Annotated in this window: 18 protein-coding genes; 12 read left to right on the plus strand and 6 right to left on the minus strand. The window is 71.7% G+C overall.

The window, feature by feature from the left end:
* Positions 1-37: 37 nt before the first annotated feature.
* Positions 38-811, minus strand: a complete 774-nt coding sequence (locus AQJ54_RS13895) for a sulfite exporter TauE/SafE family protein (protein WP_062029318.1) — start codon at positions 809-811, stop codon at positions 38-40.
* A 185-nt stretch (positions 812-996) separates the two neighbouring features.
* Here AQJ54_RS13895 and AQJ54_RS13900 point away from each other — a divergent pair, with 185 nt between their 5' ends.
* The 4 genes from AQJ54_RS13900 (at position 997) to AQJ54_RS13915 (ending at position 3,130) form a co-directional block, all read left to right on the plus strand.
* Positions 997-1,254, plus strand: a complete 258-nt coding sequence (locus AQJ54_RS13900; protein WP_062238615.1) for a WhiB family transcriptional regulator — start codon at positions 997-999, stop codon at positions 1,252-1,254.
* A complete protein-coding gene (locus AQJ54_RS13905) occupies positions 1,251-1,730 on the plus strand; it encodes a Dps family protein (RefSeq protein ID WP_062237475.1) in 480 nt (159 codons plus the stop codon). Before AQJ54_RS13900 ends, AQJ54_RS13905 begins: the two co-directional genes overlap by 4 nt.
* A gap of 45 nt (positions 1,731-1,775) precedes the next feature.
* On the plus strand, positions 1,776-2,102 hold the full coding sequence (locus AQJ54_RS13910; RefSeq protein WP_062029315.1) for a DUF3140 domain-containing protein: 327 nt from the start codon (positions 1,776-1,778) through the stop codon (positions 2,100-2,102).
* A 233-nt stretch (positions 2,103-2,335) separates the two neighbouring features.
* Complete coding sequence (locus AQJ54_RS13915; protein ID WP_062029313.1) at positions 2,336-3,130, plus strand: SAM-dependent methyltransferase; 795 nt, start codon at positions 2,336-2,338, stop codon at positions 3,128-3,130.
* Positions 3,131-3,149: 19 nt separating this feature from the next.
* Here the strand turns inward: AQJ54_RS13915 and AQJ54_RS13920 are convergent, their stop codons facing one another.
* Positions 3,150-3,605, minus strand: coding sequence for a potassium channel family protein (locus AQJ54_RS13920; protein WP_062237477.1), 456 nt, complete (start codon positions 3,603-3,605; stop codon positions 3,150-3,152).
* A gap of 156 nt (positions 3,606-3,761) precedes the next feature.
* On the opposite strand from AQJ54_RS13920, the gene AQJ54_RS13925 reads away from it, so the two are divergent.
* From AQJ54_RS13925 to AQJ54_RS13940, 4 genes are read left to right on the plus strand one after another with little or no spacing between them, the layout of a single operon-like run.
* Positions 3,762-4,574, plus strand: a complete 813-nt coding sequence (locus AQJ54_RS13925; protein ID WP_062029309.1) for an SAM-dependent methyltransferase — start codon at positions 3,762-3,764, stop codon at positions 4,572-4,574.
* Positions 4,575-4,613: 39 nt separating this feature from the next.
* On the plus strand, positions 4,614-6,017 hold the full coding sequence (locus AQJ54_RS13930) for a glutamine synthetase family protein (protein ID WP_062237479.1): 1,404 nt from the start codon (positions 4,614-4,616) through the stop codon (positions 6,015-6,017).
* 2 nt (positions 6,018-6,019) lie between these two features.
* Positions 6,020-7,228 carry an amidohydrolase family protein gene (locus AQJ54_RS13935; protein WP_062237481.1) on the plus strand — a complete coding sequence of 403 codons (1,209 nt, stop codon included), beginning with the start codon at positions 6,020-6,022 and terminating at the stop codon, positions 7,226-7,228.
* A gap of 2 nt (positions 7,229-7,230) precedes the next feature.
* Positions 7,231-7,767: an NUDIX hydrolase family protein gene (locus AQJ54_RS13940; protein WP_107121061.1), complete on the plus strand. Its 537-nt coding sequence runs from the start codon at positions 7,231-7,233 to the stop codon at positions 7,765-7,767.
* 38 nt (positions 7,768-7,805) lie between these two features.
* On the opposite strand, the gene AQJ54_RS13945 is transcribed toward AQJ54_RS13940, so the two are convergent.
* The 3 genes from AQJ54_RS13945 to AQJ54_RS13955 all read right to left on the minus strand — a co-directional run bounded on the left by AQJ54_RS13945 (position 7,806) and on the right by AQJ54_RS13955 (position 9,827).
* A complete protein-coding gene (locus tag AQJ54_RS13945) occupies positions 7,806-8,135 on the minus strand; it encodes a DUF2218 domain-containing protein (protein ID WP_030315293.1) in 330 nt (109 codons plus the stop codon).
* Between the two features lie 88 nt (positions 8,136-8,223).
* Entirely contained in the window at positions 8,224-9,153 is a 930-nt protein-coding gene (locus AQJ54_RS13950) for a carbohydrate kinase family protein (protein WP_062237483.1), read from the minus strand.
* Positions 9,150-9,827 carry a class II aldolase/adducin family protein gene (locus AQJ54_RS13955; RefSeq protein WP_062237485.1) on the minus strand — a complete coding sequence of 226 codons (678 nt, stop codon included), beginning with the start codon at positions 9,825-9,827 and terminating at the stop codon, positions 9,150-9,152. Before AQJ54_RS13955 ends, AQJ54_RS13950 begins: the two co-directional genes overlap by 4 nt.
* Before the next feature lie 58 nt (positions 9,828-9,885).
* Between AQJ54_RS13955 and AQJ54_RS13960 the strand changes: the two genes are divergently transcribed.
* The 3 genes from AQJ54_RS13960 (at position 9,886) to AQJ54_RS13970 (ending at position 11,961) form a co-directional block, all read left to right on the plus strand.
* Complete coding sequence (locus AQJ54_RS13960) at positions 9,886-10,545, plus strand: TetR/AcrR family transcriptional regulator (protein ID WP_030315287.1); 660 nt, start codon at positions 9,886-9,888, stop codon at positions 10,543-10,545.
* Between the two features lie 24 nt (positions 10,546-10,569).
* A complete protein-coding gene (locus AQJ54_RS13965; protein ID WP_062237487.1) occupies positions 10,570-10,872 on the plus strand; it encodes a DUF1905 domain-containing protein in 303 nt (100 codons plus the stop codon).
* A 93-nt stretch (positions 10,873-10,965) separates the two neighbouring features.
* Positions 10,966-11,961 (plus strand): glycoside hydrolase family 43 protein, encoded by a 996-nt coding sequence (locus tag AQJ54_RS13970; RefSeq protein ID WP_107121087.1) that lies wholly within the window; start codon positions 10,966-10,968, stop codon positions 11,959-11,961.
* 22 nt (positions 11,962-11,983) lie between these two features.
* Here AQJ54_RS13970 and AQJ54_RS13975 read toward each other — a convergent pair whose 3' ends face one another.
* Positions 11,984-12,640 (minus strand): GntR family transcriptional regulator, encoded by a 657-nt coding sequence (locus AQJ54_RS13975; RefSeq protein WP_062237491.1) that lies wholly within the window; start codon positions 12,638-12,640, stop codon positions 11,984-11,986.
* Positions 12,641-12,736: 96 nt separating this feature from the next.
* On the opposite strand from AQJ54_RS13975, the gene glyA reads away from it, so the two are divergent.
* The gene (gene glyA / locus AQJ54_RS13980; protein ID WP_062237493.1) at positions 12,737-14,059 is read left to right on the plus strand and encodes a serine hydroxymethyltransferase; all 1,323 of its coding nucleotides are present in this window, start codon (positions 12,737-12,739) and stop codon (positions 14,057-14,059) included.
* Positions 14,060-14,098: the final 39 nt, after the last annotated feature.

Consider the following 14,098-nt stretch of genomic DNA (forward strand, 5'->3'; position numbering starts at 1 on the left):
CTCGCCCCGTGAGACGCACGCTCCGCCCCGGACGAGGTCACCGCACCAGCAGCTGCACGGCCCCCACCACCGTCGCCGCGATCACCAGTCGCTCGAAGAGTCGCTGGTTGATGCGGTTCACCGCCCATTTGCCGATGAACGCGCCCGGCACGACGAACACCACGAGGGCGAGGTCGAGCAGCAGCGAGTGGGCGTCGATCAGGCCGAGGCCGACGCTGAAGGGCACCTTGGAGACGTTGACGATGAGGAAGAAGAACGCCGACGTACCGAGGAAGCCGAGCTTGCGGAAGCCGGCCGACAGCAGGTACATCGACATCACCGGCCCGCCCGCGTTGGCGACCATGGTGGTGAAACCGCCGAGGACACCGTAGGAGCGGGCCTTGACGCGCCCGGCGCGGGTGGCGACCGAGTCGGGTTCCTCCTCCGCGTCGGCCGTGCGGCGCCGCCAGACCGTCACCCCGGCCATCAGCAGCAGGATCGCGCCGATCGAGGTCCGTACGATCCCGTCGTCCGCCCACTCCAGGAACACGGTGCCCGCGACCACGCCGACCGCGACCGCCGGGAACAGCCGCCAGAGCGTCGGCCAGTGGGCGTGCCGTCGGTACGTGAGCACCGCGAGCACGTCGCCGGCGATCAGGATCGGCAGCAGCGCGCCCGTGGAGGCGCGGGCGGGCAGTACGGCGGCGAAGATCGCGAGGCTGACCGTGTTGGCCCCGCTGACGGCCGTCTTGGAGAAGCCTACGAGCAGGGCCGCGGCGGCGAGCGCGGCGAACTCCCAGCCGGAGATGTGCCAGAGCGTCATCGTGTTCATGCGGAGACCGATGCTAAGTGCAGGTAACCGCCGCGGTAAGTGCCGTCTCGCCGAGTGGTCCTGTTGCCGGTGCTCCCGCGGAGGCACACCCAGGCCTTCGCGGGCGTGACGGAAGTCCCCGGCGACGTGCTCACACTCCGAGACACCACTGTTTGCACCAGTACGCCCGGGGCACTCGCGCCTCCATGGAGTGGTTGCGTCGAGCGGCCTGCGTGGGCGAGGACCCCGAGCTGTTCTTCCCCGTGGGCACAGCGGGGCCCGCCGTGCGCGACATCGCGGCGGCCAAGCAGGTCTGCGCCCGCTGCCCGGTCCGCCCCGAGTGCCTGGAGTGGGCGCTCGGCACCGGGCAGACCTCGGGCGTGTGGGGCGGTACCTGCGAGCAGGAACGCGACGCGCTGCTCCGTACCGGCACTGACCATGCCCGAAGGAGGAGCACGGTATGACTGTGGTGAAGAGCACCCTGTCCGACTCGGCCCGCGAGACGGCCGGGGAGGCCCTTCAGAGCACCCTGGTGGATCTGATCGGCCTGTCGCTGATCGGCAAGCAGGCGCACTGGAACATCGTGGGCCCGCGTTTCCGGTCCATCCATCTGCAACTGGACGAGCTGGTGGCGACGGCGCGCACCTTCTCCGACACCGTGGCGGAGCGCTCCGCCGCCCTGGGGCTGCCGCCCGACGGCCGTCCGGAGACGATCGCGGCCGCGTACACGCTGCCCGGCTCGAAGAACGGCTGGATCAAGGACGACGAGGTCGTGCGGCTGGTGGCCGAGACGCTGGAGGCGGCGATCGGCAGGCTGCGCGAGCGCATCGAGGCCACCGAGAAGGCCGACCCGGTCACCCAGGACCTGCTGATCGGCATCACGGCCGAGCTGGAGAAGCAGCGCTGGATGTTCGAGGCCGAGAACTGGCCCCGGGACTGACCAGCCGCGAGCCGAGCCGCAAGCACCCACGAAAGGCGCACCGCGATGACCGACGCCCTCGAACTCGACGCGCTCTGGGAGGACTTCCACCGCGCGGTGAACATGACCTCGCAGGAACTGGCCGCCTGGCTGCGGGTGAGCGACGCCGACGAGTCCGCGGAACCGCTGCCGGAGCACGCCGGTGAGCCGACCGGGCAGCATGTCCTGGCGATCCTCCAGAAGCGGCGCACGGACCTGACCGACGAGGACCTCGAGGTGATGTACCAGGTCGTGGAGACCGTCGAGGCCGAGGTCGACGTGGAGAACGAGCCCGAGGACAGCCCGCGCAGGCACCGGCTGATGTCCGTGGGACACGATCCCCTCAGGTCGTGACGCACCCGCGGACGCGGTGAGGAACCGCGCACACGCGCCCGTGCCCGCCGTACGGGAACTCCCGACGGCGCACACGGGCGCGTGTGCGTATCCGCGTGCGCACTCCAACCCACCGCGCCGGCAGCCGGGTTGACGCATCCGGCGATCGGCGCCGACATGGCCGAAGTCGGTCCCTAGCAGCCGGGTCGTCGTGGCACACTGCTCGCACATCCTGTCGAGCAGAGGAGCTGTGTGTGACCGGGACCGAGTCGGCCCGACGGCGGATCGACACGAGCAGGCCGCATCCGGCCCGGGTGTACGACTGGTTCCTCGGCGGCAAGGACAACTACCCCGTCGACGAGGAACTCGGACGGCAGATCACCGCCCAGGGCGACGCCCCCCGGCAGGCGCGCGCCAACCGCCGGTTCATGGAACGGGCCACCCGGACCGTCGTACGGGAGGCGGGGATCCGGCAGTTCCTCGACATCGGCTCCGGCATCCCCACCGAGCCGAACCTGCACCAGATCGCCCAGTCCGCCGTACCGGACGCGCGCATCGTGTACGTCGACAACGACCCGATCGTCCTGGCCCACGCGGCGGCCCTGCTGCACGGCACGCCGGAGGGGGCGACGCACTACCTCCAGGCCGACGCCCGGGAACCGGAGCGGATCCTCCAAGGGGCCTCGGCCGTGATCGACTTCGACCAGCCCGTCGCGCTGTCGCTGATCGCGCTGCTGCACTTCGTCTCCGCCGAGGACGGCGCCGAGGAACTGGTGGCCACGCTGGTCGACGCACTGGCGCCGGGCAGTTGCCTGGTGCTGTCCGCGATGACGGCGGACTTCGACCCGGAGAAGGTGAACGCGGGCATCGCGGCGTACACGGCGAAGGGCGTGACCCTGGTGGCGCGTTCGCACGACGAAGTGAGCCGTCTCTTCAAGGGACTGGAGGTGCTGGAGCCGGGGATCGTGTCCCTGTCGCAGTGGCGCCCCGACGAGCGGGAGGACGGCGAGCCGGTGTCGCTGTACGGGGCCGTCGGCATCAAGCGCTGACCCCTCCGACGGGCCCGGGTCAGTCCTTCTTCCTCGCCGCTCCCAGCAGTTCCTCCAGCCGGTCGAAGCGCTCGTGGACGGCGTGCAGGGTCTCCGCGCCGAGCTGGTGGGGGCCGTGCCGCCGCTTCTGCTCCCGTGCCACGAACCAGGTCGCGAGGGCCGCGGTGACCATGCCGTAGGTCGTGATCCCCACGACCATGACGACCGTGCCGACGACCCGGCCCCACCAGGTCACCGGGAAGAAGTCGCCGTACCCCACGGTGGTCGCCGTCTCGACCGACCACCACAGGGCCTTCGGGTACGAGGTCAGGTTCGCGCCCCGCGCCCCGTCCTCGGCGGCGACGACCGCCCAGGAACCGAGGAGCATCACGACGAGCAGGACGGCCGTGGCACCGCCCGCCGCCTTCAGATGGAGCGAGCGTCCCTCCCGGCCGAGCAGCAGCCCGAACGCCCTGGTGAGGAAGCCGGGCAGCATGCGCACTCCTCGCGCCAAGGGGTCCGTACCCGGCCAGTGTCGCCGCCTGATCGTCCGGAGGCATCCCGGACGGGGCGTTCAGGTCGCGGTTTCCGGGACAAGCTGATCATCGGGCGGCACAATGGCGACAACGGCCGCACGAGAAGGAGCACTGTCGTGAGCGAGAGCCACACCCCGTCGGGCGTATCGGCGAGGCTGAACACAGGTGTGGCGCACAACGCGCGTGTGTGGAACTACTGGATCGGCGGCAAGGACAACTACGAGGTCGACCAGCGCGTCGGCGACCATGTCGCCGGGATGTTCCCGATCATCCGGGAGATCGCCCGCGCGGACCGCTGGTTCCTGGGCCGCTCGGTGCGCTTCCTCGCCGAGGAGCAGGGCATCCGGCAGTTCCTCGACATCGGCACCGGGCTGCCGACGGTGGACAACACCCACCAGATCGCGCAGCGCATCGCGCCCGAGGCGCGGATCGTCTACGTCGACAACGACCCCATCGTGCTCGTCCACGCCCGCACCCTGCTGACCAGCACCCACGAGGGCGTCACCGACTACATCGACGCCGACGTCCACGACCCGGCGGCCATCCTGGAACGCGCCTCCCGGACCCTGGACTTCAGCAAGCCGGTCGCGGTGATGATGCTCGGCATCCTCAACTTCGTCCTCGACACCGACGAGGCCCGCCGGATCGCCCGCGAGGTCATGGCCGCGCTGCCCGCGGGCAGTCATCTCGCCCTGACGCACCCGACGTTCGACGCCGAGCTGGGCGGCGAGGGCCAGATCCCGGCCATGAAGTTCTGGAACGAGAACGCCACTCCGCCGATCACGGCCCGCAGCGGAGCGGACATCGCCTCCTTCCTGGAGGGTCTTCAGCTGCTCGAACCGGGCCTGGTCTCCTGCTCCCGGTGGCGTGCCGACTCGGACTCCCCGGCCGTGGTACCGCAGTACGGCGCGGTGGCCGTGAAAGCCTGACGCGGGACCCGATCCGGCCGAGCCCGTCGTGGAGGACGTATGACCACCCTTGCCGACCCCGTCCCCGGTGGACGTCCCGGTGACGTGGAGCGGGCGACCGTCCTCGCCGAAGAGCTGTCCGGGAAGGGCGTCCACGGTGTGGTCCTGGCGTACGTCGACACGGCGGGCGTCTGCCGCGTGAAGACGGTGCCGACGGCCAAGCTGCCCGCCGCGGCCGCCTGGGGTGTGGGCATGTCGCCGGTGTTCGACACCTTCCTGGCGAACGACTCCATCGTCACCACCGACACCCTGGGCTCCCCCGACGGCGATCTGCGCCTCTACCCCGACCTCGACCGGCTGGTGGCCCTGGCCGGGCAGCCCGGCTGGGCCTGGGCGCCGGTCGACCGGATCACCCAGGAGGGCGAGCCGCATCCGGGCTGCTCCCGCACGGTGCTGCGGCGGATCGTCACCGAGGCCGCCGAGCGGCACCGGATCACCTTCAGGGCGGGCGTCGAGATCGAGTGGGCGGTGGGCCAGGGCCCGGTGGCCGACGGCGAGTTCAGGCCCGCCGCGTGGGGCCCGGCGTACGGCGCCGTCCGTCAGGTCGAGCTCGGCGACTACACCGCCGACCTGCTGGCGGCCTGCGCCCGGCAGGGCATCGAGGTGGAGCAGCTCCATCCCGAGTACGCCTCCGGGCAGTTCGAGATCTCCACGAGCGCGCTGGACCCGGTGGCGGCGGCCGACGTCAGTGTGCTCGTCCGCCAGACGATCCGGGCGGTGGCCCAACGGCACGGGCTCGTCGTGTCCTTCGCACCGGCGGTGTTCGCGGAAGGCGTCGGCAACGGCGGCCATCTCCACCTCTCCGCCTGGCGCGACGGCGTGAACCTGCACTCCGGCGGCACGGGCCGGTACGGCATGACCGCCGACGCGGAGTCGTTCATCGCCGGTGTGCTCGCCCATCTGCACGCCCTCACCGCCCTGACCGCGCCGAGCCCCGCCAGCTATCTACGGCTCAAACCCTCCCAGTGGGCCGGGGTGTTCAGCGTCTGGGGCCGGGAGACCCGGGAGGCGGCCGTCCGGATCGTCACCGGCACGGCGGGCCTGACCGACCGGTCCGCGAACCTGGAGCTGAAGCCGGTCGACCTGGCCGCCAACCCGTATCTCGCCTTCACCGGCCTGATCGCCGCAGGTCTCGACGGGCTGACCTCGGCCATGCCGCTGCCCAGGGAGATCACCGGCGATCCGGCCCTGCTCCCCGCCGACCAGGCCGCCGCGGCGGGCGTACGCCGGCTGCCGACATCGCTGTCCCAGGCGGTCCGGGCGTTCCGCGCCGACGAACGGCTGCGGGCCGCGCTGGGCCCGGCCCTCGCCGACGCCGTGGTCGCCGTGCGGTTCGGGGAGAGCGACGCCGTGGCCGACCTGGACGACGAGCAGATCGCGGCGGCGTACCGCTGGAAGTACTGATCATGAGCGGACCGCCGAGGGGTGCGGAGACGCGTCCCGTCCACGAGGCCCTCGCCGCCACCCGTCTCGTGGACCACCACTGCCACGGGGTCGTCACCGACGCCCTCGACCGCCAGGGCTTCGAGTCGCTGCTCACCGAGGGTGCGGCCTGGCCCGGGATCTCGCCGTTCGACAGCCCGGTCGGCGTGGCGGTCCGCCGCCACTGCGCACCCCTACTGGACCTGCCCCGCCACGCGTCGCCCGAGGACTACCTGGCCCGGCGCGCCGAACTCGGCGTGCGGGAGGTCGACCGCCGCTTCCTGACCGCCGCCGGCACGGACGTCCTCTGTGTGGACACCGGACATCTGCCGGAACGTCTCAGCACCCCGGCCCAGCTGGCGGAGGCGGCGGGCGGGACGGCGTACGAGGTCGTCCGGCTGGAGAGCGTCGCCGAGGCGGTCGCGGCGCGGGGCGTGACGGCACGGTCGTACGCCGACGGGTTCCGCGCGGCGGCCCTGGAGGCGGTCGGACGGACCGGTGTGGTGGCCGTGAAGTCGGTCGCCGCCTACCGCACCGGCTTCGACCTGGACCCGGCCCGGCCCACCGAGCAGGAGGTCACCCGCGCCGCCGGGGAGTGGCTGGCGCGCGGTGGCCGGCTCGCCGATCCCGTCCTCGTACGGCATCTGCTGTGGACCGCCGTGGACCTCGGCCTGCCGCTCCAGCTGCACACCGGGTTCGGCGACAGTGACATCCGGATGCACCGCGTCGACCCGACCCTCCTCACGGACTGGCTGCACCTGACCGCGGGCACGGTTCCGGTCCTGCTGCTGCACTGCTGGCCGTACCAGCGGCAGGCCGCCTATCTGGCCGCGGTGTTCGAGCAGGTGTACCTGGACGTCGGTCTCACCCTCCACCACGTCGGCCCGGCGCGGTCCCGGGCGATCCTGGCGGAGGCGCTGGAGATCACCCCGTTCCGCAAGCTCCTCTACAGCTCGGACGCGTACGGACTGGCCGAGTTCCATCTGCTGGGCGCGCTGTCCTTCCGGCAGGGGCTGGGCGCGCTGCTCCAGGAGCGGGTGGACGCCGACGAGCTGAGCCTGCCGGACGCGTTGCGCGTCGCGGCCTGGACGAGCGGGGACAACGCCCGCCGCCTCTACGGACTTCCTGCCCCGGCCCCGTCCCACCAGGCGGGCGCGACTGAGCGCCCGCCGTCCCCGGAAAGTATGATCTAGCAATGTCTGACTTGACCGATACCACGCCCGGCTGGCTGAGCGCCGACGACCTCGAGCAGGCGCGCGCCCGGATGCCCATCCTGTACGTCGAGGCGGTGCCCGTGCGCGTCGACGACAGCGGCGAAGTCACCAGCGTCGGCCTGCTGCTGCGCATCGGACCCGACGGAACGGTCAGCCGGACCCTGGTCTCCGGCCGCGTTCTGCACCACGAGCGGGTCCGGGACGCCCTGCTGCGCCACCTGGAGAAGGACCTGGGGCCCGTGGCGCTGCCCCGGATCCCGTCCTCGCTCCAGCCGTTCACGGTGGCGGAGTACTTCCCCACCCAGGGCATCACCCCGTACCACGACCCGCGCCAGCACGCGGTGTCCCTCGCCTACGTCGTCCCGGTGACCGGTGACTGCCGGCCCCGCCAGGACGCCCTGGACCTGGTGTGGTTCAGCCCGCAGGAGGCCTTGTCACCGGCGGTGGAGAGCGAGATGCCCGGCGGGCACGGAGTGCTGCTCAAGCAGGCGCTGGCCCATGTCGGCTGTGTGATCTGACCCGCTCAGCCGGAGTCCTTGCGCTGGGTGGGCGCGGCTCAGTCGGATTCCTTGCGCTGGGTGGTGCCCGGCTCGCCGCCGTCCCGCGTCCATGCGACGACGAGTTCGTCCTTGGTGCCGAAGCGGACCAGGTGGCTGCCTACCACGCCCTCCAGGAGGTCGAGGTGCTCGGACTCCGTCTCCAGCGTCAGCAGCAGCGCGCCCTCGGTGGCGGTGAGGGAGCCCCTGCCTCCGTTCTGGAAGAGCAGGCTGCCCTCACCGCTCTCCTCGTCCCAGCTGGTCGTGGAGCGACGCCCGAGGTGTGAGGCGAGCTGCTTGGCGTAGCGGTGCGGGCGGTCGGTGGCGACGCGGGCTTCGGAGCGGGGCATGGGAACTCCCAGGAGTGCGGTGGCGCTTGATGTTGCCGCAACACCGGGCGCCCCGCGCTCATTCCGTACCCCTGACCCACCGCGCCGGCTACGCGCGGATCTTGCTCGTCATGGCGAACTCGTCGGCCTCCGCGAGGTCGAACTCCCCGTGGTCGCTGCCCAGTCCCTGGGCGACCAGCGCGGCCGCGGCACTGCCGAGGACGGCCGCCTCGCGAGGCGTACGGCCCAGGCTCACCCCGCGCAGGAAGCCCGCCGAGAAGGCGTCGCCGCAGCCGGTGGTGTCGACGACCTCGACCTCGAAGGCGGGGATCGTCTCGGTGCCCTCGGCCGTGACCAGGAGGGCGCCTTCGCCGCCGCGGGTGACCGCGACCAGGCCCACCCCGCCGGCCAGGAACTTCCTGGCGCCGGTGACGAGGTCCTCCTCCTCGCTGAAGCCGACGACCTGGTCGTCGTTGGGGACAAGGAAGTCGATGTACGGGAGCAGCGGCTCGATCTGGTCGAAGGTGCCGAGGTAGCCCGGGGCCAGGAGGTCGACCGAGGTGACGACGCCGTGGTCCTTGGCGTGCGCCAGGACGCGGACGGCGACGTCGGCGCCGATGAGTTCGGGTCCGCCGAGGTGCAGATGGCTCGCTTCGGCGACCGCGTCCCAGGGGATGTCGTCGAGGCCGTAGGTGATGTTGGCGCCGAGCAGGTGGAGGGAGGGGCGGTCGCCGTTGGGGCGGATCGGCAGGACGCTCGCGGAGGTGGCGGTGTCCCGGCGCCGCACCAGCAGTTCGGTGTCGATGCCCGCCTTCCGCAGCAGCTGGATCAGCAGGTCGCCCGTGGGGTCGGTGCCGATCGCTCCCGTGGTGCGGACCGAGGCGCCCAGCTTGGCCAGGGTGAGGGCGGTGCCGGCCGCCGTGCCTGCGGCGGTCATCCGGATGTCCTCGACGAGGGTCGCGCCCTGCCCTTCGGGTATCTCCTCGACCGGCCGGACCAGCACGTCCAGGACGTGCACACCCATGGTGACGACGTTCATCTGTTCCCCTCCTGAGCGGATTGCGTGGTGCCGTAGTTGCGGGCGAGGGCGGCCTCGATCACCGCGATCTGCTGCTGTTCGTCGAGGGCGCGCGGCGTCCCGAGGACGGCCGCGCGCTGGTACACACCGCAGGCCCATTCGAGGAGCAACGCGTGCTCGACGGCCTTGTCGAGGGTCGGGGCGTGGGTGACCGCACCGTGGTTGGCCATCAGGGCGGCCCCTCTCCCGTCCAGCGCGGTGAGGACCGACTCGGCGAGTTCCGGGGTGCCGAAGGTGGCGTACGGCGCGACCCGGACGGTGCCGCCGAGCGCGAGCAACTGATAGTGGATGCAGGGCAGTTCGTCGAGGACGAGGGAGAGGGCGGTGGCCATCGGGGCGTGGGTGTGCACGACGGCCGTGGTGCCGTAGCGCCGGTAGACACCGAGGTGGAGGTCGAGCTCCGAGGTGGGCAGCAGCTCTCCGGCCACGATCTCGCCGTCGAGGTCCACGACGGTCACCTGCTCCGGGGTGAGCTCGGCGAGGACGGCTCCGGTCGCGGTGATGGCGACCCGGTCCTCGACCCGCACGCTGACATTGCCCGCCGTACCGATGAGCAGGCCCTCGGCCCCCAGACGGCGGCAGGCGGCCGCCACGGCGACCCGTTCCTCGCTCAGCACCGGGCTTGAGTCGGTCATGCGCGCGACGCTAACCTAAACGTGAAACAAAGTCACGTTCACGTTCGGAGGTGGTCCCGTGGCCGAGTCCGCCCCGGGCGCCGACCCCGCCGCCTGGATCGCCTCCCTGCGCCGCACTCCCCAGCAGGCCCGCAGCCGGGCCCGGCTGGCCAGGGTGCTGGACGCCGCGGAGCGCATCCTGGTCGAGGAGGGCGTGGAGGCGCTCACCACGACCCGGATCGCGTCCGAGGCGCGGGTGTCGGTCGGCTCGCTGTACCAGTACCTGCCCGACCGCGGCGCGATCATCGAGGCGCTGGCGGCCGGCTACTTCGCGAAGCTGGAAGCCGCGATGGACGCGCTCGCCTCCGCCGCGGCCACCGAGCGCTGGGAGGACCCGGTCGGCGTCCTCATCGACGCGTACGCGGAGATCTACCGCACCGAGCACGGCTTCCGCGCCCTGTGGTTCGGCAGCGGACTGACCGAGCGGACCCGGGCCGCGGACCGGGAGCACAAACGCCGGATGGCCGACGGGATCCGCCGCATCCTGCTCACCCTGCGTCTCGCCGAGGACGACGACACCCTCGCCCGCGTCTGCCACGCGGCCGTTCTCGCCGCCGACGCCCTCGCGCAGGAGGCGTTCCGCAGGGACGTCAAGGGGGACGCGGCGCTGCTGGAGGAGGCGAAGATCCTGCTGCGGGGTTACCTCACGGACGTCGCGGCGCGGTACAACGTCTCCTGACGTCTTCGAACCGACGGGGGACCCATGCGGCTCACCTTCACCGGCCGGGTGGTCGAATGGCGCGGCCCGGCCCCCTACTACTTCGTCCCGGTGCCCGACCAGGAGTCCGCCGACATCGGCGAGGTGGCGAGGGCGGCCACGTACGGCTGGGGCGTGATCCCGGTCGAGGCCCGCATCGGCGAGACCACCTTCACGACCTCGCTCTTCCCGAAGGACGGCGGCTACCTGCTCCCCCTCAAGAACGCCGTACGCAAGCCGGAAGGACTCGACGCGGGGGACGACGTACGGGTGGAGCTGACGGTACGCCTCCAGCGCCCGGTCGGCTGAAGCGCCCCGTCGGTTGCGGCGCCCGAGGGCACCGACACGACGCCCACGTATCGTGCAGCCGTGACCGACACCGAGCCCCTGCGGCTGCCCGAGATGCCGTTGCACGATCCGTTCGTCGTCGCCGACGAGGAGACGCGGACGTACTACCTCTACACCTCCAACGAGCCGTCGGCGTCAGGGGTGGAGGGGGTCGGGACGATGGTCTACCGCAGCCGCGACCTGAGGGAGTGGACGCGGCCCGTGGTGGTGTTCCGGACCGGCGAGCAGGAGGGGCTCTGGGCGCGGGACGGCGGATGGGCGCCCGAGGTGCACGCCTGGGGCGGCCGGTACTACCTGTTCACCACCCTGCACGACGAGAGCCGTCCGCTGCCGGTGCCGCCCGCCGGGCGGTGGGGTACGCCATTCCAGCTGCCGAACCACGCACGCGGCACGATCACCGCCGTGTCCGACTCGCTGCTGGGCCCCTTCACCGTCGTCGACCCGACCGGACCCACCCCGCCCGCGCACCTCATGACCCTCGACGGCACGCTCCACGTCGATCCGGCCGGGCAGCCCTGGATGGTGTACGCGCACGAGTGGCTCCAGACCGTGGACGGGACCATCGAGGCGGTCCGGCTGGCTCCGGATCTCACCGCGACGATCGGTGACCCCGTCTTCCTGTTCAAGGGCTCGGACGCGTCCTGGCTGGGTGAGCAGATCCCCGCCGGCGTACCGCACCAGCTCGCGCCCTACGTCACCGACGGCCCCCAGCTCCATCGCACCCCCGACGGCGGCCTGCTCATGCTCTGGTCGACGTACGAGAAGAACACGGCGGGTGCGGACGGCACCGTCAGCGGTGGTTACGTGCAGACCTACGCGGTCTCCAAGTCCGGTGCGCTGCAAGGGCCCTGGGAGCAGCGGCGGCCGCTGGTCCGGGACGACAGCGGGCACGGCATGCTGTTTCGGGCCTTCGACGGACGGCTGATGATGATCCTGCACCGCCCCTTCGAGAACGCGCGCGGGAAGCTGTACGAGATGCGCTTCGAGGGCGACGAGCTGCGGGTGGTGCGGCAGTGCACCGACCTCGACGGCGACGGGACCGGCGTCTGAGGCGCGTGCGGGCGGGCCGGATTCAGATCGCCTCGCGCACGGCCCGCTCGAAGCCCTCCACATGGCTGCGGGCGAGCCGTGCCGCGCGGTCGGCGTCCCCGGCCACGATCGCCGCGATCAGCGGGCCGTGCTCCTCGACATGTCCCGCCATGCCGGACAGCCGGTCGACGAACAGGCACCAGATGCGGGTGGCCAGGTTGTCGTGGCGGACGAGGGTGTCCTCCAGGTACGGGTTGTGCGTGGCGGTGTAGACGGCCCGGTGCACCCTGAGGTCCAGCCGCATCAGCTCGGCGGGGTCCCGGCCGAGGCCTCCGTCCTCCAGCTCGGTCCGGAGTGCCGTCAGGTTCGCCCGGTCGGCCGCCGTGGCGCGCCGCGCGGCCTGGGCTGCGGCCAGGGGCTCCAGTTCCAGGCGCACCTCGGAGATGTGTGCCAGGTCGGTGATGTTGACCTCGGTGGCGAAGGTGCCGCGCCGTGGATACGTCGTGATCAGGCGCTCGTACTGGAGCCGCTTGAGCGCCTCGCGCACCGGCGTGCGGCCGACGCCGAGCGACTGGCCCAGCTGCTCTTCGTTGATCGGCGCGCCGGGGCGGATCTCCAGCATGACGAGCCGGTCCCGGATGGCGCGGTACGCGCGCTCGGCGAGCGACAGTTCCTCGGCCTCGGCCGCGACCTGCTGCATGGATGCCCCCTTGACCGGTCCCCGCAAGCTCCCATACTTTACCGCACAGGTTGATATATCAGTTGCCCATGAGTTGGCTCTCAGGATGGTGCACAGATGGCAACGAGTACGTCGCTCACCACGCCCACCGCCTCCCTCACCGCGCCCGCCTCCTCCCTCGCCCTCCCCCTCGCCGAACTCGACCCAGAGGTCGCCGCCGCGGTCGGCGCCGAGCTGCACCGCCAGCAGTCCACCCTCGAGATGATCGCCTCGGAGAACTTCGCCCCGACCGCGGTCATGGAGGTCCAGGGCTCGGTCCTGACCAACAAGTACGCCGAGGGCTACCCGGGTCGCCGCTACTACGGCGGCTGTGAACACGTCGATGTCATCGAACGGTTGGCCATCGCCCGCGTCAGGGAGCTCTTCGGCGCCGAGGCCGCCAACGTCCAGCCGCACTCGGGCGCCCAGGCCAACGCGGCCGCGATGTTCGCCCTGTTGCAGCCCGGCGACACCATCCTCGGGCTGGACCTGGCGCACGGCGGGCATCTGACCCACGGCATGCGCCTCAACTACTCGGGCAAGCTGTACGACGTCGTGCCGTACCACGTGCGCGAGACCGACCTCCGCGTCGACATGGACGAGGTGGAGCAGCTCGCCCTCGCGCACCGGCCGAAGATGATCGTCGCGGGCTGGTCGGCCTACCCCCGGCAGCTGGACTTCGCGGAGTTCCGCCGGATCGCCGACGCGGTGGGCGCGTATCTGATGGTGGACATGGCGCACTTCGCCGGCCTGGTGGCCGCGGGGCTGCATCCGAACCCGGTGCCGTACGCCGACGTCGTCACGACGACCACCCACAAGACCCTCGGCGGCCCGCGCGGCGGTGTGATCCTGAGCCGGGCCGACCTGGCCAAGAAGATCAACTCGGCGGTCTTCCCGGGGCAGCAGGGCGGACCGCTGGAGCATGTCGTCGCGGCGAAGGCGGTGGCCTTCAAAGTGGCCGCCTCGGAGGAGTTCAGGGAGCGGCAGCGGCGCACCCTGCGGGGCGCGAAGATCCTCGCCGGCCGGCTACTCGCCGACGATGTCGCCGAAGCCGGGATCACCGTCCTGACCGGCGGCACCGAAGTGCACCTGATCCTGGTCGACTTGAGGAACTCCGAGCTCGACGGCAAGCAGGCCGAGGACCGGCTGCACCGCATCGGCATCACGGTCAACCGCAACGCCGTGCCGTTCGACCCACGCCCGCCGATGGTCTCCTCGGGGCTGCGCATCGGCACCCCCGCCCTGGCCACCCGCGGCTTCGGCGACACGGAGTTCCGTGAGGTCGCCGACATCATCGCGGAGTCCCTGAAGGGCGAACGCCCCGCGGACGAGCTGCGCACGCGGGTCGAGAAGCTGGCCGCAGCGTTCCCGCTCTACGCGGACGGCTCTCGGCGGAACTGAGAGGGCACTGTCGGGACTGAGAGGGCCCTGTAGCGGGCC

Source organism: Streptomyces griseorubiginosus, assembly GCF_001514195.1.
GTDB classification, from domain to species: Bacteria; Actinomycetota; Actinomycetes; order Streptomycetales; family Streptomycetaceae; genus Streptomyces; species Streptomyces griseorubiginosus.